Genomic DNA, 21,755 nt, shown 5'->3' with positions numbered 1-21,755 from the left:
GACAGTTCCAAGTCGCCGTACCTATACCTGAAGCCGGTCAGACATCGGGGCGTACCTGTCGATATCTGCGGTGGGCCGGCGGATTAACGCCGACGCCCGCCCCGCTTATCGTCCGGCGGCTTCGCCAAGGGATGACGCATGTGGGGGTACGGCATGGACGGGCGCAAGGCGCGTGAAGACGAGGTCGACGTCGATCGGCACGTGCTGGAGGACATCGCCAGAGCGGCCTTGGCACGAGCGGACCTGGCGGCGGTGGACGGCGAGGAGGGCGCCGCCACTTGGGAGTTCCGTCATCGCCGGCCGTGGATGTACGTGACGCCGGACGGCGTAACACGCCAGGCGCAGGGCTGGAAGCTGCACGTATCGGCGACGCCGCTGTCGGCTCCCGTGGTGCTCGCCCGCGTGGTGGAGGTGCTGGCTCGGCGCCGTTGCCCTTTCAAGTTCGCGGCGACGCTGGCCGAACTGTCCAATCTGGTGTCCAGGGAGCAGGATCGCGGGGCGGTGGGCAAGTTCGTCACCGTCTATCCGCCCGACGACCGGGCCGCGACCGTGATCGCCGAGGAACTGCACGAGGCCACCATGGGTCTGCCCGGGCCGCGCATCCTGTCCGATCGTGTCTATAAGCCGGGCAGCCTGGTCCACTACCGCTACGGGGTGTTCTCGGCGCCTCTCGTGCTGGACAACGACGGCTCCTACGCCTCCCGGCTGACGGCTCCCGACGGCACGCTGGTGACCGACAAGCGCAACCCCTGGTACTCACCACCGCCGTGGGCGTCCTGCCCCTTCGAGTCGGGCGAAGCTCCGGTCCGGTCGGCCGCGCCGGAGGCCGTGCTGCTCGCCGACCGGTTCGTGGTGCGCCAGGCCGTCCGGCACAGCGCCAAGGGCGGGGTGTTCCTGGCCGAGGACCGTGACACCGGCGGGAACGTGATCGTCAAGCAGGCCAGGCCGCACATGGGCGCCAAGATGAGCGGACGCGACGAGCGCGACAACTTACGTCACGAGTGGCGGATGCTCGGCCTGTTCGGGCCGCTGGGCATCACCGCGCGCAGGGTGGCGCTCTTCGACAAGGACGACAGCCTGTTCCTGGTGCAGGAGCGCGTCGAGGGGACCGTGCTCACCGCCTGGGCGGGCGAGCGCCGGCGCGAGACAGTGCTGTGTCTGGTGAGGCGGCTCGTCGACCAGGTCACGACTGTGCACGAGCAGGGCTACATCGTGCGCGACCTGACCCCGAACAACGTCATCGTCACCGAGGACGGCGACGTCCGGCTGATCGACCTGGAGACCGCAGCGGTGCCCGGCACTCCGGTCGGGCGGGCCCGCACCCGTGGGTACGCTCCCCCGGAGCAGGAGCGGGCCCCCGCCCATGGGCCCTGCCCCGGCGTCGAAGTGGACCTGTACGCGCTGGGCGCGACCGTGTTCTACCTGGTGACCGCATGCCAGCCGATGTTGGCGCCCGACGAGGGAGAGCAGGCCAGATCGTGGGACTCCCGGGTCCGTACGCTGGTCGAGGTGGCCGTATCAGGCGATCCCCTGGCCACTGAGCTCGCTCCCCTGATCCTGGGTCTGATGGCGGAGGATCCTGCCCGGCGGTGGGATCTCGCCAGGGTCCGCGCATTCCTGTCCGATCTGGGCCCGCGGTCGCCCGCCGTGGCGGGAGGCCGGCACCGGCTCGGCACCGCCGAGCAGGACCGGTTGCTGCACGACGGGCTGGCGTACACCTGGCGCAGCATGTCCGCAGAGCCCCCGGACGGCGGGACAGGGCCGGAAGCGCGGCTGTGGCCCGTCGGCGCCGGGTACGGCGTCGGCGCCGATCCCTGGGGCGTCCAATACGGTGCGGCCGGCGTGCTCCACCTGATGGCCTCCGTGGTAGGGCCCCATGCCGCGAGCCTGCCGCAGGAGCTGCGCGTCCCGCTGACGACGGGGCTGCGCGACGGCGCCGGATGGATGATCGGCCGTCTCGCGGGTGAGCATCGCCCGTCACCGGGGCTGTATTTCGGCCGGGCGGGCATGGCCTGGGCCCTGTACGAGGCGGGCAGGGCGCTCGACGACCACGATGTGCGCTCGGCGGGTCTCGGCCTCGCGCTCGAACTGCCGGTCAGCTGGCCGAACCCCGACATCTGCCATGGCCTGGCCGGGACGGGGATGGCGCTGTTGCACCTGTGGAGCGCCACCGGTGACACGAGGCTCCGCGACCGGGCGAGCGGATGCGCCGACGAACTGCTCAAGGTCGCCCAACGTACTCCCGACACGGTGCTGTGGCCCATCCCGCGCGATTTCGACTCCGCGCTGGCGGGGGTGGTGCACTACGGGTTCGCCCACGGCGTCGCCGGGATCGGCGCGTACCTGCTGGCGGCCGGCGTCGCGCTCGGACGCGAGGACTGCCTGGAAACCGCCGCCTTGGCCGGTCGTACCCTCATGGACGCGGCCGACCACCAGGGCGCGGCCGCCTTGTGGGCGGAGGGCCCGCGCGGCGGGGCGAAGCTGACCCACTGGTGCAACGGATCCTCGGGGATCGGGACGTTCCTGGTACGCCTGCACGCGGCCACCGGTGACCGGCGCGCGGTGGAGGTGGCGCGGGCCGCCGCCGTCGCCGTGCACGGCCACCGGCTGCGCTCCGGCACCGCTGCCTGTCACGGACTGGCCGGGGACGGGCAGTTCCTGCTGGACATGGCGGATCTGACCGGCGAGCCGGTCTACCGCGAGCAGGCCGGGGAGCTGGCGAGCATGGTGTGGGCGCGCGCCACGATGCGCGACGGGCTGCTCGTGGTGCCCGACGAGAACGGCCTTGAGGTGACGTTCGGCTGGAACACCGGGCTGGCCGGCGTGCTCGCCTTCCTGTGGCGGCTGCGCCACGGTGGGCCCCGCCCATGGATGGCCGACGCCGCGATCGGTACGGCCTCCGCTCGCGAGGCGTTCGCGGCCGCCTCCGGGAGGGCGTCATGACCCCTATGGCCACCACCGGCCTGCCCGCGGAGCTCAGACGGATCAACTTCCGGTTCTCCGCCACTGGGGAGTACGCCGCCTGCCTGGCCGCCCATGGCCGCGCCCGGCTCATGCCGGAGTTGTGGGACCTCACCGGCCCCGTGCCACGGCCACGCCTGCTGCCCACCAGGGACGGTGAGGACTCCTGGACCTTCCCGCTGCCCGCAGGGGACGTCGGTGTGCTGCTCTGCCGCCACGGCAAGCAGTCCGCGCGGCTGCTGCTCGCCGTCCCCGGGACGGACGGCGCGCCGGCCGAGGAGCACGAACTGTTCGCCTCGCGCGGCCCGGGGCTCGGGCTCGTCGGTGGCATCGCGCCGGGCACCGCCGCCCTGCTGTTCGAGAACGACGAAGACCGCCGTACCAAGGTGTGGCGGGTGTCAGGGCATGCCGAACCTCCCGAGCCGGTCGCCGAGCTGACCGGCCCGGCCGGCGGCGGAGTCTGGCTCGACGCGGACGGCCGGCGTCTGGCACTGGCCCGTCCCGAGCCGGGGGCAGGTGGCACGTTCGTGCTCGACCTCGCCACCGGTCTCTCGGCGCCGCTCGAAGGAGTGGCGGACGGCGAACACCTGCTCATGGCCGCACCTCGTACCGGAGTGCTTCTCACCGTGGCACGGCGGGACGGCGCGTTCCGTCTCGGTGTACGGCACCGCGACGACCCGGCGTCGACGGTGTTCCCCGAGCGACTGAACCGCATCGAGGGCAGCGTCACCCCCTTGGCCCTGGATCCCGGCGGACGGTGCCTGGCCCTGTCGGCCGCCCGCCGGAGCCGCTCCCACCTGCTGCTGCACGATCTCGTCGCGGACACCACCGTCGAGGCGGAGCTGCCGGCCGGGACCTTGCAGCCCACGGCCCGCTGGACCACCGGCGGACTGCACCTGTTGCACACCACGCCGGACCGCCCGCTCAGCGTGGTCACCCTGCCCGATCCGCTCCGGTCCCGGGTACGGGCAACCGCCGAGGAGCAGCCGGGACGCTGGACATCCGCGCGAACGGTGGACTATCCAGGGCCGGTCGAGGCCATCGTGTACGGCGATCCGGTGGCGAGCGAGCGGGTGGTCCTGGCGTTGCACGGTGGCCCGGAGGCCGCCTGGCACTTCGGTTTCGAGCCGTTGTTCCAGCGGATGGCCGCGGCGGGCATGGCGGTGGTCGCGCCCAATCAGCGAGGGAGCACCGGCTACGGCGCCGCGCACCGCGACGCCATCCGCGGCGCGTGGGGCGGCCCGGACCTCGCGGACATTCTTCATCTCGGGCGCACGCTGGCCGACGCCCGTGGCCCGGGTCGGCGGCGGCCCATGCTGTACGGCATCAGCTACGGCGCCTACCTGGCTCTGCTCGCCGTCGCCGCGGAGCCGGACCTGTGGGCCAGAGCCGCCGTCATCGCCCCCTTCCTGTCCGGCGGGGAGCTGTACCGGGACGGGCCGCCCAGCGTACGCGCGCTGCTCGACCGCCTCGGCGGCCGGGTGGAGCTCGACGACGAGCTCGGCCCGCGCGACCTGGCCCGGCTGGCGGATCGCATGCGGCTGCCGATCATGATCGTGCACGGTGAGCAGGACCCGGTCATCCCGGTCGCCCACTCCCGGCGGCTGCACAGCCGGCTGCTGGCGGCCGCCCACCCGGTGGCACCGGTCTACCTGGAGATCCCCGGAGCCGGCCACGACCCGCTGGTCTCCAGCGAGGGACACCTGGTCGCCGACCGTCTCATCGACTTCCTGAGCGAAAGAGCCACTCGAATCCTGCACCAGGGCACGTCCGTGCCCGCCTAGCAGGCCCACAGGCTCCGGCCTCGTCGTTGTGACGAGGCCGGTGGACAGGCCGTCTCGAAACGAGCGGCACAACGGTTAGGGAAAGGAAACACGATGGAGCTCAACATCGACGCCCTGGACATGCTGCCCGCCGACCAGGAGTCGGAACTGTACCCCTGTGTCATGACCTGGCTGTGCGACTGGACCTGCTACGCCACCTTCACCTCCTGACGAGGCGGCGGTCGTGACCAGCGTGCTCGGCCCTGATCGGGACTGAGCACCGGAGGTGGTCCCGTTCCTGGACAGTTCGTCGTCCCGGAACGGGACCACCGTTCATCGAACCCTGAGAAACGCCGCGTCAGGCGACGAGGAAAGGACCACGCCATGAGCACCCCACAGGAGCCCAGCGACGTCATCTGGGACATCACGTACGCCTGCCCTCTGCGCTGCGTGCACTGCTACTCCGAGTCCGGCAGACGCCCGGCGCGGCAGCTGAACCGTGACGAGATGCTCAGGGCCGCCGACGCGATCGTCTCTCTGCGCCCGCAGGCGGTGGAGTTCGCGGGTGGCGAGCCGCTGCTGGTCAGAGACCTCCTGGAGGTCGCCGAGCGGATCAGCGGAGCGGGGGTGGCGGTCAACCTCTACACCGGCGGATGGACCTTCGACCGTCGGTGGGCCGAAGAGGCGTCCCAGGTCTTCTCCCGGATCACCGTGAGCGTCGACGGGGCGAGCGCAGGGGTGCACGACCGGATCCGCGGACGGGCCGGTTCGTTCGAGCGGGCGATGCGTACGCTGGCCATCCTGGACGAGGTCTCCGGGGGGCGCGGTGCCGATCCGGTCGAGTTCGGGGTCGACTACGCGGTTGTGCGGTCCAACCTCGATGAGCTGGAGGAGTTCTGCCGCGCGGTCGCGCCCCGGTTCCCTCACCTGCGTTTCCTCACCTTCGCCGCCGCGGTGCCGTCCGGTCTCGCGAGCAGGAAGGAATTCGCCGAACACGAGCTGCTGGACTTCGGCCAACTGCGCACCCTGGTGAGCCGCGAGCACGTCGAACGGCTGCGTTCCCTCGCCCCCCGCTCGGTGCAGCTCATGACGTCGAACAACATGATCTTGATGATGCACCCGGACCTCGTGCAGCGGCACGGCTTCCCCATGCTGCAGGTGGAGCCGGACGGCGAGGTCCGCGCGATGCCGATCTACGAGGGCACCGTCGGCAACCTCCTCACCGAGGACGCCGACACCCTGTGGGAGCGCGTCAAGGAAAGATGGAGCGACCCGTTCGTGGTGGAGACCCTGTCGGCGGTCCGCTCGATGGAGGACTGGGCCGAGGCGACCCGGCGCATCGACTACCACTTCGGCACGGACGAGGTCCGCCGGCGCATCGACCGCCGCCCGCTGTACACCTTGGACGACCGGACGAGTGGCCGAAGGCACATCGCGTCAATGGCCGGCCCTGCCTCTGGCCACCAGCTTTGAACAAGCGCCTCACATGGTGACCAGCCCCGAGAGGAACTCCTGCGTCTCGGGATCGACCGAGTACACGGCGGTGCCCATCATGCCGCGGGTGAGCAGCACCTTGTAGGTGTTGCGGATCAACTGGTCCGCCTGTTCGTCGCTGACGCCCTTACGCGTCAGCGCCGGGTCCTTGCTGGCGCTGCGTACGGTGACCAGCCTGCCGTCACGGTAGACGAGATCCGGGCCGAAGATCACGCCGTTCCAGTCGTACTCGAAGCCCTGCGCCGTGTAGACGCACCCCACCTGTTCGAAGCCGCCCGGTGCGGAGGCCCACAAGGCGCTGGCCGGTGCGTTCCCCACAGCTCTGTCGCCCTTGACGTTCCACGGTCGCGCCCAGTCACCGATGCGCACGTCGGCGACCAGGCTGTCATCGTCGTTGGGGCTGCTCCAGGGCCAGCAGAATCCTGCTGTGATCCGTGCCGAGAACCCGGCCGCGAGCCGGGCCCGTAGCTGGGCCTCCAGCTCGTACGGGGACTCGGTGAGGGAGACGGCGAAGTGGTCGTCGCCCTTCCACACTTCTGGAGCCTCGCCGTCCAGGCCCAGCAGGCGTAGCACCCACTCCTCGTACTTGCGGCTCCCGCCGCAGCGGAACTGCGCGTCCAGATCGACCTGGTGCACGGCAAGGCCCAGGGATTGAGCGTAGGCGGTGATGTCGGCCACGCGTCCCATCTCGCCCGGCCGTACGACCTGATGCTCGTCCAGCAGGAAGACCGGCACTCTCGCCGCGTTGATGAGTTCGTCCACCTGTGGCCGGCCCGTGCGCTGAGCCGCTTTGGTGAACCTGTTTTCCGAGGTCTCGCGAATACGGTGCGCCTCGTCGCAGATGAGGACATCCAGATCGTTCGGCTTGGCGGCCATGAAGTTGTTGAAGTACTTGAACATGGCCTTCATCCGGGTCGACCCCTTGGCGACGACCCGCCTCATCGTCTCGGTGAAGGAGCGTGAACCGGTGGCGTGCAGGACCGAGTATCCACGCTCGGAGACCTCGCCGAGCAGGGACAGCGCGATGACGCTCTTGCCGGAGCCGGGCCCGCCGGTGATGATCACGACCTGCTTGGAATTGCCCGCACGGGCCTTCTCCATCGCGTGCATGACCATCTCGAAGGCCAGGCGCTGCTCGGCCAGCAGGACGAACTGGTCACGGTTCTTGATCTCCCCGGCAGCGGCCTTGAGCAGCTGCTTGGACGGCCGGATGGAGCTGGAGAGCAGGCGATCCGCCGCGGCGGCTCCCGGCTCGGGCGCGAACTGCGCCTTGAGGTAGTCGACGAACTGACCGCGGCGCGTCTTGCTGAAGAGCCGGGTACGTTCGTCCTCGACGTGGTTGTAGAGATCGTGGATGTCCAGGTCGTTGGCGTTGTGCAGGTAGGCCACCCCACGCACCGCGTTCCTGTGCTGGTCCAGGGCTCCGACGAAGTCAGCCAGGTATTCGCAGTAGCCACGCACCTGCACGACCGGGTGGAGCTTGGGCCGGTTGCCCATGCCTGACACCAGGACGAGCTCAGCGTCGTCCTCGTACAGCTCGGCCTGGCTCCACTGCTTGAGCTCGACGATCAGGTAGGAGTCGGCCCCCGTGCGCCGGTCACGTCCGGCGAGGATGACGTCCGCGCGCTTGCTGGTTAACGGCAGTTGGTACTCGATGAGCATCTCGACGCCGCCCAGCCCGGCTTCGACCAGATCTCGCGCCAGGATCGGGATGCTCCGGTCCCAGGACCTGCGCTCCCCCTTGCCCGGATTGATGCCCTGGGTCGCCCGCAGGTTCTCAGCGATCACCTCGCTGAGGACGCGCTCGGGCACCGACTCAGAAACCAACTGGACCAGGCTTTCCGCCGAATGCCGGAAAACGGCCACGGATGTACCCCCAGGCAGCACGAAAGACTCGTGCGGTATGGGGGCGTGTCCGCTACCGAGGCGGAAGCCCGTCGGGCCGCATCACCGATACGTCCAGAAGATTACCTGGATCTTCGTCGGGCCGTGGGGTTCGCTGAGCGGCATCGCCTGGGCTTCGACGCGGAACCAGCCTTGCCGGATGGTGTGCGACGGCCTACTTGTACGTATGGCGTTCGCTTCCTGGGTCAACGCATTGGGAGGAATCACAAGAAAGTTGGTTACCGGGGCAATTGGCCCGTGCGGGGTTATCGTCAGTTGGGGCCCTTGACAGCTGTACGAGGAGATCGGCATGCCTGGTCCTGATCGCGAGCTCATGCAGGCAGCGGTGCAACGCATTCAGAAGCTGTCCGACGACAACTGGTGGGCTCTGCACGCTTCCTGCCAGCTCATGGAAGCCGACGCCTGGGTGGGGCCGACCGGCAGCCGATTCGATCAGTCGGTGCACAACTCTCAGCGGGAACTGCATGCGATGCTCGCCCAGGCCGTCGCCATGGCCAGGGATGAGCTGGTGAAGACGAGATGAGCTTCAGCGGAGTCAAGCTGCCGGAGTTCGACATGCTTGTCACCCGTCACACCGCAGCCGCCGCGCAAATGGAAAAGCTGGCCTCCCTGTTATACGGAGAGCTCACGAGCGCAGGGCTCGACACCACCCCCGCGGAACGAATCAGAAAGCTCGCGACACAGGTCGGCCAGGAAGCAGATGATCTTCGCAAACGGCAGCGCATCGTCCGTGAGATCGAGCGGCACAAGATCACCCTTGGAACGTCCGTAGCGACGGGATCCCTTATCGCGGTGCCGGACTCGCTCCGCCAGGCCCAAGGACAGCTCGACGGCACACTGGCTGCCAAGGCGGCGGCCGCCGCCGGCCGCGGTGACCGCAAGGCGATGGCGGAGCTTCAGAAGTACGCGGGAAGGGTGAACGATCCGGAGTTCGTCAAGACCTTCCTCGCCAAGCTGGGAGCCAAGGGCATCACCGAACTTCCGGCCGCGCTGGGCCTGCAGGTGCGCGCCAATGTCAATTCCACGCGTGATCCGCAACAGGTGAAACAAGTCCAGCAGGTCATGAAACTGCTGGCCACCACGCTGGCGAAGGGGACCAACCCAAAAGACGAGGCGTTCATGGGAGAGGCCTTCCTGTATCAGTTGGTCGAGGAAGGGCGGGCCGAGCACAAGGCGCTCGAAGTGACCTACGTCGGCTACCAGGCTCAGGCGCTGATATGGAGAGCCAGCGACGGCAAGCCGCCCTTCTCCGAGCGGTTCATGGAAGTGGTCGGCAGGGACGCCATCATGCATCAGAAGGAGCTGTCCGACTCGCGAACTCCTTACGCCAACAGCATGGACCTGGCCACGGTGCTCGGCATCAGCGACTCCATGCAGCCAGGTGGGCCGCGGATGGGGCAGCCGGGAGAGCCGATCAAAGCGAGCGTCATCGATGACCTGGCCCAGGCGGCCCAGTATTCGCTGCCGGCCGCGCAGGCATTGCTCTTCCACACCCCGAAGGGCTGGAACAAGTCGATCATGGCGTACCTGCTCACCGACCGACTGGACGGCTTCAACAAGACGGGGAACCACGCCCCGTTCGCAGGGCTGCTGCGCACGGCGTTGAGCAGCAAGGACAAGGAGTCGCTCAAACACACGAACGAGGCGCTCATCATTCTCAAGAACGAACTCGATGGCGTCTTCGGACGTGGCGGCGACGGCAAGCTTCAGATCACCGACACAGAGAAGCTGAAGCGACTGTCATTCCTGGCCGGCCCGATCGGATCAGTCATGGCCGCGCACATCGACAAGGTTTTCACCGTTTTCGATGAACGCAAGCCAGATCTGAAAGGCATCAATCATGCTGAGATGGATCGGCTGCTGGCCTTCGTGGGATCCGACGCAGCTGCCACGAAATCCTTGGTGGAGGCCGAGGTCCAACGGATGCTGAGCATGGTCCACGAGTCCTACCGGCGGGACGGCGGGGAGCAGATAGAGGACGTACTCATTCCTGAGGCGCGCTTCATGGGCCACATCCTGGAGACCCGGCGACTGTACTTGTTGGCCCAAGCCAAGACTGATGAGCAGGTCAAAGAGGAGATGAAAGGAATGATCAACAGTGTGCTGAGCGAGCTGACCGGACCGGCGGGGAAATTCGCCACTCGCTTCGGGTTCTTCGGCGACAAGGCGCATGAGAAGCTCACCCCGATGGCGTTCGAGAAGCTCTCGGCGTTATTGGTTGACCGGATGCTGCGGGACGGTATGACCACGGGGTCGGCCATGCAGCAGGCGAGCAACGATCGCACGATGACCATGTCGATGATTGAGACAATGATGCTCAGCGCCAGGATCGCACACGGCCGATGGAACACCGAGGCCCGAGCGGATCTCAAAGGAAAGATATTCGCCACAGACGGCCAGCCTCCTGCTCTCAAGCCGCTCGACGAGATCGTGGCGGACCCGGCCATGTTCGATCAATTCATCAAGTGGGCACGCTGGCACGCCAAGATCGAGAGTGATCTGCAAACCGTGAAAGAGGCGATGGACAACAGTGCCGGTGTGGATGTTCACGAGAACCTCGGCATCGACCGGAACTACTGATATGTCTACACGTACTCTGGCCACGATCCTCGGCACCCTGCTCGCGCTGGCCCTGACATCCGGCTGCAGTAAGCAGAGCGGTCCCCCATCTCCGCCCCCGGCGACGGCGGACCTACGCCCGGTGAGTGCTTCAGGTCCTTACTGGTGTGATGTCATCCCGCAGCAGGCAGTCCGCCTGATCAGCGGCTTGTCCATACCGCTGGAGGAGAACAAAGACGGCGTGCCGACCACCCATGGTGGATGCTTGCTGAGGAATGAGTACACCCGCTTCTCCCTCAACTGGTCGATCCGTGGGGGCGATAACGCGCTTGACCTCGCACAGGAGAACTTCGGTCGCCGGCGACTGGCAGACCTACCGCCTGACCTCGGAAAAGGGTTGATTGCCTACACTGAGGGCGAGCCCAGGACAGGCCCTTACGTCGCCTTCATACTGTTCCGATGCGGCGACAAAAGACCCTGGATGGGCATCGACTTCTCAGAGGTGGCCAAGGGCCGGAACGTGGTCGCAGACCTGGTCGCGTTGCTCCGCATAGCGCGCGACCGATTTGGCGAAATACATCGATGCAGCCCCGAAGCGATGTAGTGCAGGACACTGGCCGACCAGACGCGTAGAACAGTCCAACCAGCTTAGGAACACAATGCGGAGGCTACTCGTCCGATGTGCTGAGACCCAACTTCGCGCGAAGGTATCCGACACCGGCGTGGAAAACTGGAGGCACGGTTATCAGGGCCACGATTGCGTCACCGAGACTGTTCCGTGCGATTTCCATGACCACCCAACCCAAGAACAGGGCCAGCGGGGCCCATGTGCGGGAATTTGAGCGCAGTATCCAGTGTGACACCGCCAACAGCCAGGTCTTCGATGTCCGCCCTGGCGAGCGGCGTAAGGCCAAGGCGAGGGCGGGCATGCCATACAGGAGCCCGACCGCGAACCATGCACGAGCCCGGCGGCCCCGTAACTGTTCAAGATCGCCGAGCCATTCCTTCCGATAGCTCGCTCTGAACGCCGCAGGGAGGATCATCGACGCGAGGGCGAGAACGCGGCCCGCCAGGCCGGTGTCACTCGGTAGGTGTTGACGAGCGATCGTTTCGAGTTCATCCGCAATAGCCTGCAGGCCGAGACGTCTTGCGGCCGGTGCTACGAGATCCACTGTTTCCCGGCTCTTGCGCTGTCGCTTGGCCAGAGGCAAGGGCTGAAGTGTCCGCATGTTGTGCAGTCGATCGAGCACTTTCAGCGTGAGGACGCGATCGTCAGCGCCGTCGATGGCGGCTTGATCGTACTGGCGGTCGAGGTCGCTCATACCCTGGACCAGGCCGGTGATCTCGTCACCGAACTCGGCGCGGAGCCGCGCGGAGGTGCATTCTGTGTCCGTGATCACGTCGTGGAGCAGAGCGGCGCAAACGCTGTCGCAGTCCAGACCCACCTCGCCGACGATTTCCGCGACAGCGACCGGATGGGTGATGTACGGATCGCCGCTCTTGCGCACCTGGCCCGCATGGATATGGGCGGCAAGTTCGTAAGCGCGCTGGATCCTGCCGAGTTCCACGGCCGTGAATCCGGCGCTCAGCTCGGTCGACAGCGGGGTTACCGGGTGAGTCATGACGTCGCCGTCCGGAAGCTCACGGCCATGCGCGACCGCTCAGCCCGATCGAGCGCAGCGCGCGCCTTCACCGCGCCTTTGTCGGTCAGCAGGTAGTAGTGGCGGGCACGGCGGCCTTCGGTCAGGTGCTCGGCCGGAGATTCCTCGTGCCGCTCAAGCCAGCCGAATTCACGCTCCAGCCTCGCCAGGATCGGGTAGACCGTACCGGGATGCTGCTTGGTCTTCTCGCACAGTTCCAGGCCATAACGGCGCTTGGCCGGATCGGAGAGCAGCACTTGCAGCACCAGCATCGTCGGCAAGGTCATCCGAGGGCTCTCAGCCATGTATCGAACTCTAAATATCGAGTACGGAGCGCGACATTACTTCAGCGGTGATACCAGTCTGACCCGCCGTTCCCAGGGCACCCACCGGACATGGATTCCATCCATGGAATGGGCACATCGGCATTCCATCATAGAAAGCAGCTCCAACGAGTTGGCGAACACCGTGCACACGGCCCGTGACCATACGCACGACAACCTCAACATCACTGGATACTGACATGCCGTTTCGAGCTGCCCGACAGTCCCGCAGCACCGTCGCCGGCCTGACACTGTTATTTGCACTGGCCGCCGGCTGTACCGATGCCACTTCGCCGCCGTCGCCCGGTCCAGAGGCCAAAGATTCGACCAGTCCTGTCGTCGACTCCTCACCCTACTGGTGTGACTTCCTCCCCCAGCAGGCAGTCCGGGCGATCACTGGCCTTACTGTGACAGTTGAGGAGCGCAAGACTGGTGTGCCCACGACTCATGGGCAATGCGCGCTTCGCAATGATTATGACCGACTCTCGCTCGTGTGGTCGGTAAGAGATGGTGACGGCGTCTTGGACATCGCACGCGAGAACTTCGGCAAGCGTCAACTGGCTGCACTCCCAGAGGACCTCGGCGCCGGGCTCATCGCTTATACCGCTCGGTTGCCGCGCACCAGGCCGTACTACACGATGATGTTGTTTCGATGCGGGGACGAACGACCATGGATCAGCGTTGATCTGTCGGAAGTGACGAAAGGGCGTGACCCGGTGAGCGACTTGACGCAATTGCTCACCATTGCCCGCAAACGCTACGGCGAACTACATGAATGTACTCCCAAGCCCAACTAACATTACAGGTGCGCATGCTGACATAGGCGACGCAATGGATCAACGTGATGAGTTGATCAGGCCCTGGAGCTCGTTCCGAACCAGCATCTGGTTGGCGAACATCACGGTCTTGGTGCCGCTCAGCGTGAGGACGGCTCTCAGCACCACATGATCGTCCGAGGTGATCCGATCGTGTGCGATCTCTGGGGCGTACGTTCCGAAGGTCCCGCCGTCCCGCATCTTTCCCTCAGGGGTGAGGCGGGTTGTCAGCGCGCGTTCGACGTCGGCGGCGGCGGGTGCTGACGGCAGCACGCAGATGACGTTGACCGGCCGGTCGTCCAGGCTGGCCGGGCGGCGCAGCCCGACGCCGTACAGTGTGACCGCGCCGGGAGGAGACGGGGCCATGATCGTGGCGGCGGCGACGTCGCCGAGGCAGGCGGCCACGGCGGCATGCGCGGGGTTGTCGGCCAGAGTACGCTCCCCGCCCAGGACGGCCTCCAGCGGGCCGGGGGTGGAGGCCGCCGCTGCCAGGGAGTCGGTGACCACGACCTGGTTGAGCTGGTTGGTCAGCCCGGGAACGATCAGACGGGACAGGTCTATCTCGGCTCCAGGGGAGAAGGAGAGCCCTTCGTGGCCGCCCATGGTGCGAGGCTTGGCGCCGAGAGCGGTCAGCTTCGTCCGTACGGCGTCCGAGTCGACGTCGCCGTCGAACCGGAACGCCTGCTGCGGAGGCACGCCGATCGAGATCGCCCGGGTGCCGGTCGCGGGAGCCATGCCGGTGGCCTGTGGCAGGGTCTGCCAAGCGGCGCCCAGGCTTCCGAGACCTGAGACCGCCGCGGGAAGCCAGCGGCGATCCCCGCCGGAGCCGGCATCGACGCCGAGGTCACGCCACCAGGCCGGCTCGCCGTATTCGAAGTACGCCGCGGCGGGTCCCTCCCCCGAGACGCTGGCCATCGCGTCCAGCAGCCCGTCTTCACCAGCCTGCTGCGTACAACCGGTCAGGACCAGCAGCGCCATCAGCGCCACGCTCGTTTTCCGCACGAGCGTGAGGATAGACGGCATCCTTCGGATTCCGTGCATGAACGGGCACCTTAGTTGATCCTGCCCACCGGCTCACCCACCGCTGGCATGCCGAGCCCTCTTCGGCTATGAGCGGTTCGCAAGCGTTTGGCAAGCACGCTCGACGACTCTTCCTACGGAAGGGAGAGAACTTCATGAGCGGATTCCTCCAACCTCCGGAGATGACTTCGGAGGTACGGCGGCTGTTCGACGATGACCTGGCCGAGTGCGGCTATGTCATGAACCTCACCAGGCTGTGGGCCCACCAGCCGGACACCATCGCGGGACTGTTCGACCTGCTACGGCAGTGCGTCGAGGCAGGCGGGCTCGACCTGCGCACCCGCGGCATCCTGGTGACCGCCTGCGCCTCGGCCATGGGGGACTCGTACTGCTCGCTGGCCTGGGGAAACAAGCTGGCCGAGGCCGCCGACGCCCGTGTGGCGTCGGGAGTGCTGCGGGGCGACGACGACGGATTGACGCCCCGGGAGCGAGCGCTGGCGCGCTGGGCGCGGAAGGTGGCACGCGATCCCAACGGGATCGGCCAGACGGACGTGCTCGCGCTGCGGGAAGCGGGGTACGACGACGGTCAGATCTTCGCGGTCACCGTCTTCGTGGCACTGCGCATCGCGTTCTCTACCGTCAACGACGCGCTCGGCGCACGTCCCGACGCCGCCCTCCGCGACACGGCGCCGCAATCCGTGCGGGAGGCCGTCACCTTCGGCCGCCCGATCGAGGATCAGCCAGTCTGACCTGTGGCTTCTCAGCCGCAGGTCTTCATCCGCCAGACTCGCCCATGAGCAGCCGCGCGCCCTCAGCCGCGGCTCACGCCGGTTCGAATCCTGCCGGTGGCACTCGATCTTGACCAGCGGTTCCAACCGCAGACACGGGCGGGCCTCCGGTCTCACGGAGTCCCGCCCGCTCTTCTTGACACCCACTGGTCAAGCACCGGTTGTGAACAAAGTAGCGATCTTGTACCGTACCTGGCATTTCCCCGCCGATCACCTACCGCCAACCCGTGGTTCACCCCCCGCCGTTAGCATCGCTGCCCTCATTCCTGATCTTCGAAGGACACCCCTCAATGAATTCTCCGCTCGGACGCACCCTCAGCCGACGCGGTTTCCTCGGCGGCGCCGGCGCGGCGGCCGTACTCCTCGGCACCAGTGCCATCCCCGACCCGGCCGGGGCGACGCCGCTGCAGCGCGGTCTGCCGGACAACCCGTTCAAGCTCGGTGTCGCCTCCGGCGACCCGCTGCCGGATTCCGTCGTGCTGTGGACCCGCATCGCCCCGGATCCGCTCGCCGCCGACGGGTCGGGCGGCATGCCGCGGCGGCGGGTCCCCGTCCACTGGCAGGTCGCCGAGGACGAGGGCTTCCGCCGGATCGTCAAGCGCGGCACCGCCGTCGCCACGCCGGAGCTCAACCACTCCGTCCACCCAGAGGTGTGGGGCCTGCGACCCGGCCGGCACTACTTCTACCGGTTCAAGGTCGGCACCGACATCAGTCCCGTCGGGCGGACCAAGACCGCCCCGGCCCACGGCGCCCACGTCAGCTCGGTCTCCCTGGCGGTCGCCAGCTGTGCCCTGTGGCAGCAGGGTTTCTACACCGCGTACCAGCGGATGGCCGAGGACGACCTCGACCTGGTCCTCCACGTCGGCGACTACATCTACGAGAACGGCGTACCGGCGAACGGCGGCACCCGTCAGACCACGGTCCCGGACTACCTGTCCCCCGAGACGGTCACGCTGGAGCGCTACCGCCTGCAGTACAGCCTGTACAAGAGCGACGCGGACCTGATGGCGGCGCACGCCGCCCACCCCTGGGCGGTGACCCTCGACGACCACGAGGTCGACAACGACTGGGCCGACGACATCCCGCAGAACCCTGCCGACATCCCGGGCTTCATGGACCGGCGCGCCGCCGCCTTCCAGGCCTACTACGAGAACCTGCCGCTGCGCGCGTCGGCCCTGCCGAACGGTCCGGACATGCAGTTGTACCGGAGGCTCGCCTACGGCGACCTGCTCGACATCAACGTGCTCGACACCCGGCAGTACCGCGACGACCAGGCGGCCGGCGGCGGCCTGGCCGCCCCGAACCCGGACAGCCTGGACCCGAACCGGACGATGATGGGCTGGGAGCAGGAGCGGTGGCTCCTGGACAGCTTCGAGCGCTCCCACGTCCGGTGGCAGGTGCTGGCCAACCAGGCGCCGATGGCCGAGACCGACATGGACGACACCGCTGCGGTCTCGGTCTTCATGGACCCCTGGGACGGGTACGACGCGAACCGCCGCCGGGTGCTCGACGGCGCGCGGAACCGCGGGGTCGACAACCTCGTCGTGCTGACCGGCGACCGCCACCGGCACCACGCCGGCGACATCAAGGCCGACTACCGCGACCCGGCCGCCCCGGTGCTGGCCAGCGAGTTCGTCTGCACCTCGATCAGCGCCGAGGGCAACGGTTCCGACATGGACTCCTACTCGCAGCTGTCGGTACGCGCCAACCCGCACATCAAGTTCGCCAACTACCGGCGGGGATACCTGCGGTGCACGGTGACCGAGGACCTGTGGAGCACCGACTTCCGGGTGCTCCCGTACGTCGACCGGCCGGGCGCTCCGGCGTCCACCCGAGCCACATACGTCGTCGAGAACGGCCGCCCCGGCGTCCAGCTCGCCAGTGAGGGTCCGATCGTCTGACACCACCCGCACCAGGAGGTGGGCCCGGGAGGGCCCACCTCCTGTGCATGTGTACGGACGGAGCCGTCTGTCGGAGGCGAGCGGCTCCGACGAAGGCAGCCCCATGATGGTGGGAGGACACCCGGCTGACCGCATCTGAGGGAAGAGGGCCAACGTGAGCGAGGCGCTTTTCGGCTTGATCGGAGTCCTGGTGGGCTCTGTCATCACGGCGATCGTGACGATCTATGCGGAAGTCCAGAAGGGCAAGCGTGAGACGGACCAGAGCGATCGTCAGTACGAACGGGAGCGACGGACGGCGCGCGACACGTTCCAGCGGGACAGCATCCTCACTCTCCAGAGCGCGATAACGGATCTGGTCCAATCGGCGTACGCCGAACTCGACAGGCTCATCGCCGTCTCGAAAGAGACAGGGCAGTGGCCGGCACGGCGATGGGAGACGCCCACGGCCGTCGGATGGTCCACGGCCTTGCTCCTGTTGAAGTCCTCCCGGGCCCGGGTTTTCGATGACGGCATTCGCTCGCTCGCCGCAGAGGTCGAAAAAGTGGCCGGCGACTCCATCTGGGCCGGCAGCCTTGACGAGGCACGGCAGCACAGCAAAGGTCTCGAACCGCTGCTCGACCGCTTCAACGACGCGGTCGCGCGGACGCTGCCTTCGCTCTACTGAAGTCCAGCACGACGATGGTCACAGCCACGATCGTCATCAGCACCGCCACCAGCGCCACGGGGAAATGTGATCCGTCGACCGGGAAGAGCTGCCAGGCCAGGTTGAGTGTCATGTGGAACAGCGCCATGGCCAGGACGCTGCCGCCCATGTGGGCGAACAGCCACACCATGATCACGCGGGCCGCGACGGTGCCGAGCGACCACCAGGCGATCCAGGACACCGGACGGCCCACCTGGAGCAGCGCAGGCCAGTGCCAGACGGCCCAGGCCGACCCGAGGATCAGGGCCGCCCACGCCGGTCCCCAGCGAGCTTGCAAGGGCCGGGTGGCGTAGCCCGACCAGCCCAGTTCCTCGCACAGCGCGCCCACGAAGAGCGCGGCGGCCAGTGACAGCGCCGAGGTCAGGGAGATGCGCGCGTCCGGCAAGGAGGTGCCGGACAGGCGTAACAGCACGTACGACAGGGCCACCACGGCCGGGTACAGCAGCAGAGCGGGCACGAACCACGCCTTGCGGCCGACCCGGCCGGCGTCGAAGGCGCGTCCGGCGAGCGCTCGCACCCCGTCCATCCCGCCCTCGCGGTGGACGAGCACGGCCGCGGCCAGAGCCGGACAGACGAAGGCCAGCCCCGACAGAGGCACGCCCGGCACGATCTGCGCGCTGGACAGGGACCCCACCACCACGAACGGGACGCTGAACAGGAACACCAGCGGGAAGAACACCGCCACGCCACTAATGGAACTTGGGATACCATGTCTCATGGCTCGAAACTACCCGCCGGACCACGACCCGTCGAGGCCCACCGCCCCCGCCCGGCGCCGCGCCCGGCTCAGCGACCAGGAGACCGAACGGCGGATGCTCGACACGGCCGTGGCGATGGTCCACCGCGACGGCCTGACCGTGGGGCTCGACCACCTGGGTTTCGAGGACGTCATCCGTGACGCCGGGGTGTCCAGGACAGCCGTCTACCGCCGCTGGCCGTACAAGGACCTGTTCTTCAGCGACCTGCTGCGCGAGCTGGCCCGCGGCGCCGCGCCCGCCTCCGCGCCGGCCCTGGAGATCACCGGGGAGGTGCTCAGTGAGGTCCTGTCCAGCCGTTCCGAGGACCTGGCCTCGCCTCAGGGCCGCCACGACCTGGTCACCGAACTCCTGCGGGTGACCGCGGTCAGCGACTTCGAGGCGGTCCACGGCTCCCCGGAGTGGCGCACGTACCTGGCCTTGCAGGCCACGTTCCTGAGCCTGCCGGAAGGGGACCTGCGGGCCGACGTGCAGGCCGCGCTCGCCCGCTCCGAGCGGCGGTTCGTCGATCGCGTGGCGCGCGGCTGGGAGACGGTGGCGACGGCGCTGGGCTACCGGCTGCGGCCGGGGACGGGCGGCAGTTTCCCGCTCATCGCGACCCTGGCCTGTGCGGCGATGCGTGGCCTGGTGCTGATGTCGCTGTCCGACCCGGACCTGCTCACCCGGCGCGTGCCCGCCAATCCCACCACGGCGAGCGCCGCCTCCGACTGGTCACTGCTCGGCATAGCGGCCGCGAGCATCGCGGTCACCTACCTCGAACCCGATCCGGACGTCACGTGGGACGACCTTGCGTGAGCCCTGGCAGGAGAGCACGCAATCCTTGAGCCCGCCGAACGGTACGGGGACGGGGACGATCGTCCGCAGTGCCGCCAGCGAGATCTGCGTCCGGTCGCCGAACGCCGCCTCCAGCGCCGCCGTCGAGGTGACGTAGAACTCCCACTGGTCCAGGTTGAGCGGGTCGATCGTCCGCTTGTCCGTGTGGTGGAGAAGGCAGAAGACGTACACGTCGCTGGGCCGCTCCGGCGTGGCGGCCACCACGTTCGTCCGCGCGTCCCAGCCCTTGGCACGGGCGATGGTGAACTTGATGGCCGACGGCTGCCGCTGGCTCCATGACTGCAGGTAGGCCGCCGACTTGACCTCGACCTTCAGCCTGCTGGGCAGCACCAGGTCGACCGCGTCCCACTCCGTACGGACACCTTCATGGACTTCCAGGGCCAGGGCGACGATGTACTCGGCGAGGACGCCGCGCAGCCTGTTGCCGACCACGTCGGAGCACGCCCATCCCCAGAAGTCGGCCAAGGTGGCACCGGCCGGGGCCCCGGCCTCGGTGAACGGCTCGGCACCCGACCTGCGAGGGACGTCCAGCGCGTCGAGCGGCACCCTGCCGGAGGTGGCCACGTCGGCCGGTGTCGCCGAGGCTTCTGACGTCATCTCCGTGCTCGCCCCTGGTCTCGTCCGGAACTCGGCCCCGAAGTACGATCTACGCCACACACTATGCGGCCCGCCGCGTCACCGCCATCGGCGTCTTCGAGGCTCTCGGTGCGTATAACCGGTGGTGCGTCTAACCGGCGGGCGCGAGGGCAGGGCGTCCGTCATGGCAGCGCTTCCGGGAGTGCCCGAGTCGTACTGGGTCGAGTCGACCCCCACCACCTCGTTTCCCTCGCTTGAGCAGGACATCACCGCCGATGTCGCCGTCGTCGGCGGTGGGATCGCCGGGTTGTGCGCGGCGTGGGAGTTGTCGCGGACGGGGCGCTCGGTCGTCGTGCTCGAAGCGGACCGCGTCGCCGGGGGCGTCACCGGCTACACCACCGCCAAGCTGTCCGTACAGCACACGCTCATCTACGCACGGTTGCGCAAGTCGCACGGGGAGCAGGCCGCCAGGCTGTACGCGCAGTCGCAACAGGACGCGGTCGAGCACGTGTTCGCGACCGCCGCCGAGCTGGGGATCGACTGCGACCTGGAACGCCTGCCCGCCTACACCTATGTGGAGTCCGGCGGGGAGACCGAGCAGATCACCGCTGAGGTGGAGGCGGCCCAGCAGGCCGGACTGCCCGCCTCCTTGGTGACCCGGACGGGTCTCCCGTTCGACGTCGCGGCGGCCGTCCGGGTGGAGGACCAGGCCCAGTTCCACCCTCGTAAGTTCCTTCTCGCACTGGTGCGGCGGATGGCCGACGACGGCGCCCGGGTGTTCGAACGTACCCGGGTGATGGGGCTGGAGGAGGGGCGGCCGTGCCGGCTGGCGTGCGAGAACGGCACCACGGTCACCGCCGGCGATGTCGTGGTGGCCACGCACTATCCGATCTTCGACCGGGCGCTGATGTTCTCCCGGCTGGAGCCGCGGCGTGAGCTCGTGGTCGCCGGGCCGATCCCAGCTGAGCAGGACCCGGGCGGGATGTACATCACCTCGGAGCACAACACCCGGTCGATCCGCACCACCCCATATCGGGATGGGCAGCGCCTGCTCATCGTCACAGGGGAGACCGCCGACCCCGGCTCCGGTGACGCCGGCGAACGATTCCAGCGCCTGGCCGCCTGGACCCGCGACCGGTTCACCGGCACACAGATCAGCCACCGGTGGGCGGCACAGGACAACACCAGCACCGACCACCTGCCCTACGTGGGCCACTTCCACCCCGGCGCCAAGCACGTCTACGTCGCCACCGGATTCGGCGGCTGGGGCATGAGCAACGGCGTCATGTCCGGCAAACTCCTCTCCGCTCTCATCACCGGGCACGATCTGCCGTGGGCCGAGCTGTACGATCCCCGGCGGCTTCACCCGCTGCGTGAAGCCGGCCCCATCGCCAAGCTCCAGGCCAAGGCCGCACGCCACCTGATCGGCGATCGGCTGCGCCCCTCCCACGCCGATTCGGTCGACGACGTCGCTCCGGGATCGGGCGCCATCGTCCGTATCGGCGGGCGGCGGTGCGCGGTCTCCCGCGACGCGGCAGGCGTCGTCCACGCGGTCTCCGCCACCTGCACCCACCTCGGCTGCGTCGTCGCCTTCAACCAGGCCGAACAGACCTGGGAATGCCCCTGCCACGGCTCCCGATTCGGACCCGACGGAGCTGTCCTGCACGGTCCGGCCACTCGGCCCCTGGAACCGGTCGACCCGGACAACCCGTAACCTG

General features: G+C 68.0%; 19 protein-coding genes. 13 read left to right on the top strand and 6 right to left on the bottom strand.

Annotated features, from left to right (window positions below; translation table 11 throughout):
* The first annotated feature begins 138 nt into the window (after positions 1 to 138).
* From lanL to ACIBF7_RS40315, 4 genes are all read left to right on the top strand, one after another.
* Positions 139 to 2,943, top strand: a complete 2,805-nt coding sequence (lanL, locus tag ACIBF7_RS40330; RefSeq protein WP_397199471.1) for a class IV lanthionine synthetase LanL — start codon at positions 139 to 141, stop codon at positions 2,941 to 2,943.
* Entirely contained in the window at positions 2,940 to 4,745 is a 1,806-nt protein-coding gene (locus ACIBF7_RS40325; protein WP_397199470.1) for an alpha/beta hydrolase family protein, read from the top strand. The genes lanL and ACIBF7_RS40325 overlap by 4 nt, the downstream gene beginning before the upstream one ends.
* Before the next feature lie 93 nt (positions 4,746 to 4,838).
* On the top strand, positions 4,839 to 4,955 hold the full coding sequence (locus tag ACIBF7_RS40320; protein ID WP_397199469.1) for an ALQxL family class IV lanthipeptide: 117 nt from the start codon (positions 4,839 to 4,841) through the stop codon (positions 4,953 to 4,955).
* 153 nt (positions 4,956 to 5,108) lie between these two features.
* Positions 5,109 to 6,197: a radical SAM protein gene (locus ACIBF7_RS40315; RefSeq protein WP_397199468.1), complete on the top strand. Its 1,089-nt coding sequence runs from the start codon at positions 5,109 to 5,111 to the stop codon at positions 6,195 to 6,197.
* A 9-nt stretch (positions 6,198 to 6,206) separates the two neighbouring features.
* Here ACIBF7_RS40315 and ACIBF7_RS40310 read toward each other — a convergent pair whose 3' ends face one another.
* Entirely contained in the window at positions 6,207 to 8,045 is a 1,839-nt protein-coding gene (locus ACIBF7_RS40310; RefSeq protein ID WP_397199467.1) for a DNA/RNA helicase domain-containing protein, read from the bottom strand.
* Positions 8,046 to 8,412: 367 nt separating this feature from the next.
* Between ACIBF7_RS40310 and ACIBF7_RS40305 the strand changes: the two genes are divergently transcribed.
* From ACIBF7_RS40305 to ACIBF7_RS40295, 3 genes are all read left to right on the top strand, one after another.
* Positions 8,413 to 8,646 (top strand): hypothetical protein, encoded by a 234-nt coding sequence (locus ACIBF7_RS40305; RefSeq protein WP_148028993.1) that lies wholly within the window; start codon positions 8,413 to 8,415, stop codon positions 8,644 to 8,646.
* Positions 8,643 to 10,703: a hypothetical protein gene (locus ACIBF7_RS40300; RefSeq protein ID WP_397199466.1), complete on the top strand. Its 2,061-nt coding sequence runs from the start codon at positions 8,643 to 8,645 to the stop codon at positions 10,701 to 10,703. Before ACIBF7_RS40305 ends, ACIBF7_RS40300 begins: the two co-directional genes overlap by 4 nt.
* A 187-nt stretch (positions 10,704 to 10,890) precedes the next feature.
* Complete coding sequence (locus ACIBF7_RS40295) at positions 10,891 to 11,286, top strand: hypothetical protein (RefSeq protein ID WP_219545921.1); 396 nt, start codon at positions 10,891 to 10,893, stop codon at positions 11,284 to 11,286.
* A 64-nt stretch (positions 11,287 to 11,350) separates the two neighbouring features.
* Here ACIBF7_RS40295 and ACIBF7_RS40290 read toward each other — a convergent pair whose 3' ends face one another.
* Together ACIBF7_RS40290 and ACIBF7_RS40285 are read right to left on the bottom strand one after the other, a co-directional pair.
* A complete protein-coding gene (locus tag ACIBF7_RS40290; protein WP_397199465.1) occupies positions 11,351 to 12,304 on the bottom strand; it encodes an HD domain-containing protein in 954 nt (317 codons plus the stop codon).
* Positions 12,301 to 12,627 (bottom strand): PadR family transcriptional regulator, encoded by a 327-nt coding sequence (locus tag ACIBF7_RS40285; RefSeq protein ID WP_397199464.1) that lies wholly within the window; start codon positions 12,625 to 12,627, stop codon positions 12,301 to 12,303. Before ACIBF7_RS40285 ends, ACIBF7_RS40290 begins: the two co-directional genes overlap by 4 nt.
* Before the next feature lie 176 nt (positions 12,628 to 12,803).
* On the opposite strand from ACIBF7_RS40285, the gene ACIBF7_RS40280 reads away from it, so the two are divergent.
* Positions 12,804 to 13,442, top strand: coding sequence for a hypothetical protein (locus tag ACIBF7_RS40280; RefSeq protein WP_397199463.1), 639 nt, complete (start codon positions 12,804 to 12,806; stop codon positions 13,440 to 13,442).
* A 39-nt stretch (positions 13,443 to 13,481) separates the two neighbouring features.
* Here the strand turns inward: ACIBF7_RS40280 and ACIBF7_RS40275 are convergent, their stop codons facing one another.
* Positions 13,482 to 14,462: a hypothetical protein gene (locus ACIBF7_RS40275; protein ID WP_397199462.1), complete on the bottom strand. Its 981-nt coding sequence runs from the start codon at positions 14,460 to 14,462 to the stop codon at positions 13,482 to 13,484.
* A gap of 173 nt (positions 14,463 to 14,635) precedes the next feature.
* Here ACIBF7_RS40275 and ACIBF7_RS40270 point away from each other — a divergent pair, with 173 nt between their 5' ends.
* The 3 genes from ACIBF7_RS40270 to ACIBF7_RS40260 all read left to right on the top strand — a co-directional run bounded on the left by ACIBF7_RS40270 (position 14,636) and on the right by ACIBF7_RS40260 (position 17,833).
* Positions 14,636 to 15,229: a carboxymuconolactone decarboxylase family protein gene (locus tag ACIBF7_RS40270; RefSeq protein ID WP_397199461.1), complete on the top strand. Its 594-nt coding sequence runs from the start codon at positions 14,636 to 14,638 to the stop codon at positions 15,227 to 15,229.
* A gap of 329 nt (positions 15,230 to 15,558) precedes the next feature.
* On the top strand, positions 15,559 to 17,169 hold the full coding sequence (locus ACIBF7_RS40265) for an alkaline phosphatase D family protein (protein ID WP_397199460.1): 1,611 nt from the start codon (positions 15,559 to 15,561) through the stop codon (positions 17,167 to 17,169).
* A 154-nt stretch (positions 17,170 to 17,323) separates the two neighbouring features.
* A complete protein-coding gene (locus ACIBF7_RS40260; RefSeq protein WP_148034956.1) occupies positions 17,324 to 17,833 on the top strand; it encodes a hypothetical protein in 510 nt (169 codons plus the stop codon).
* Here ACIBF7_RS40260 and ACIBF7_RS40255 read toward each other — a convergent pair.
* Positions 17,793 to 18,557, bottom strand: a complete 765-nt coding sequence (locus tag ACIBF7_RS40255) for a CPBP family intramembrane glutamic endopeptidase (RefSeq protein WP_397199459.1) — start codon at positions 18,555 to 18,557, stop codon at positions 17,793 to 17,795. The genes ACIBF7_RS40260 and ACIBF7_RS40255 overlap by 41 nt on opposite strands.
* A gap of 31 nt (positions 18,558 to 18,588) precedes the next feature.
* Here ACIBF7_RS40255 and ACIBF7_RS40250 point away from each other — a divergent pair, with 31 nt between their 5' ends.
* On the top strand, positions 18,589 to 19,422 hold the full coding sequence (locus tag ACIBF7_RS40250) for a TetR/AcrR family transcriptional regulator (RefSeq protein WP_397199458.1): 834 nt from the start codon (positions 18,589 to 18,591) through the stop codon (positions 19,420 to 19,422).
* Here ACIBF7_RS40250 and ACIBF7_RS40245 read toward each other — a convergent pair.
* Positions 19,339 to 20,058 carry a hypothetical protein gene (locus ACIBF7_RS40245; protein WP_397199457.1) on the bottom strand — a complete coding sequence of 240 codons (720 nt, stop codon included), beginning with the start codon at positions 20,056 to 20,058 and terminating at the stop codon, positions 19,339 to 19,341. The genes ACIBF7_RS40250 and ACIBF7_RS40245 overlap by 84 nt on opposite strands.
* Before the next feature lie 163 nt (positions 20,059 to 20,221).
* Here ACIBF7_RS40245 and ACIBF7_RS40240 point away from each other — a divergent pair, with 163 nt between their 5' ends.
* Complete coding sequence (locus tag ACIBF7_RS40240; RefSeq protein ID WP_397199456.1) at positions 20,222 to 21,751, top strand: FAD-dependent oxidoreductase; 1,530 nt, start codon at positions 20,222 to 20,224, stop codon at positions 21,749 to 21,751.
* Positions 21,752 to 21,755: the final 4 nt, after the last annotated feature.

The organism is Nonomuraea sp. NPDC050478 (genome assembly GCF_044458265.1).
In the GTDB taxonomy this organism is placed as follows: Bacteria; Actinomycetota; Actinomycetes; order Streptosporangiales; family Streptosporangiaceae; genus Nonomuraea; species Nonomuraea ferruginea.
The sequence above is the reverse complement of the archived record's forward strand: the minus strand, read 5'-3'. Positions and strand labels throughout refer to the sequence as shown.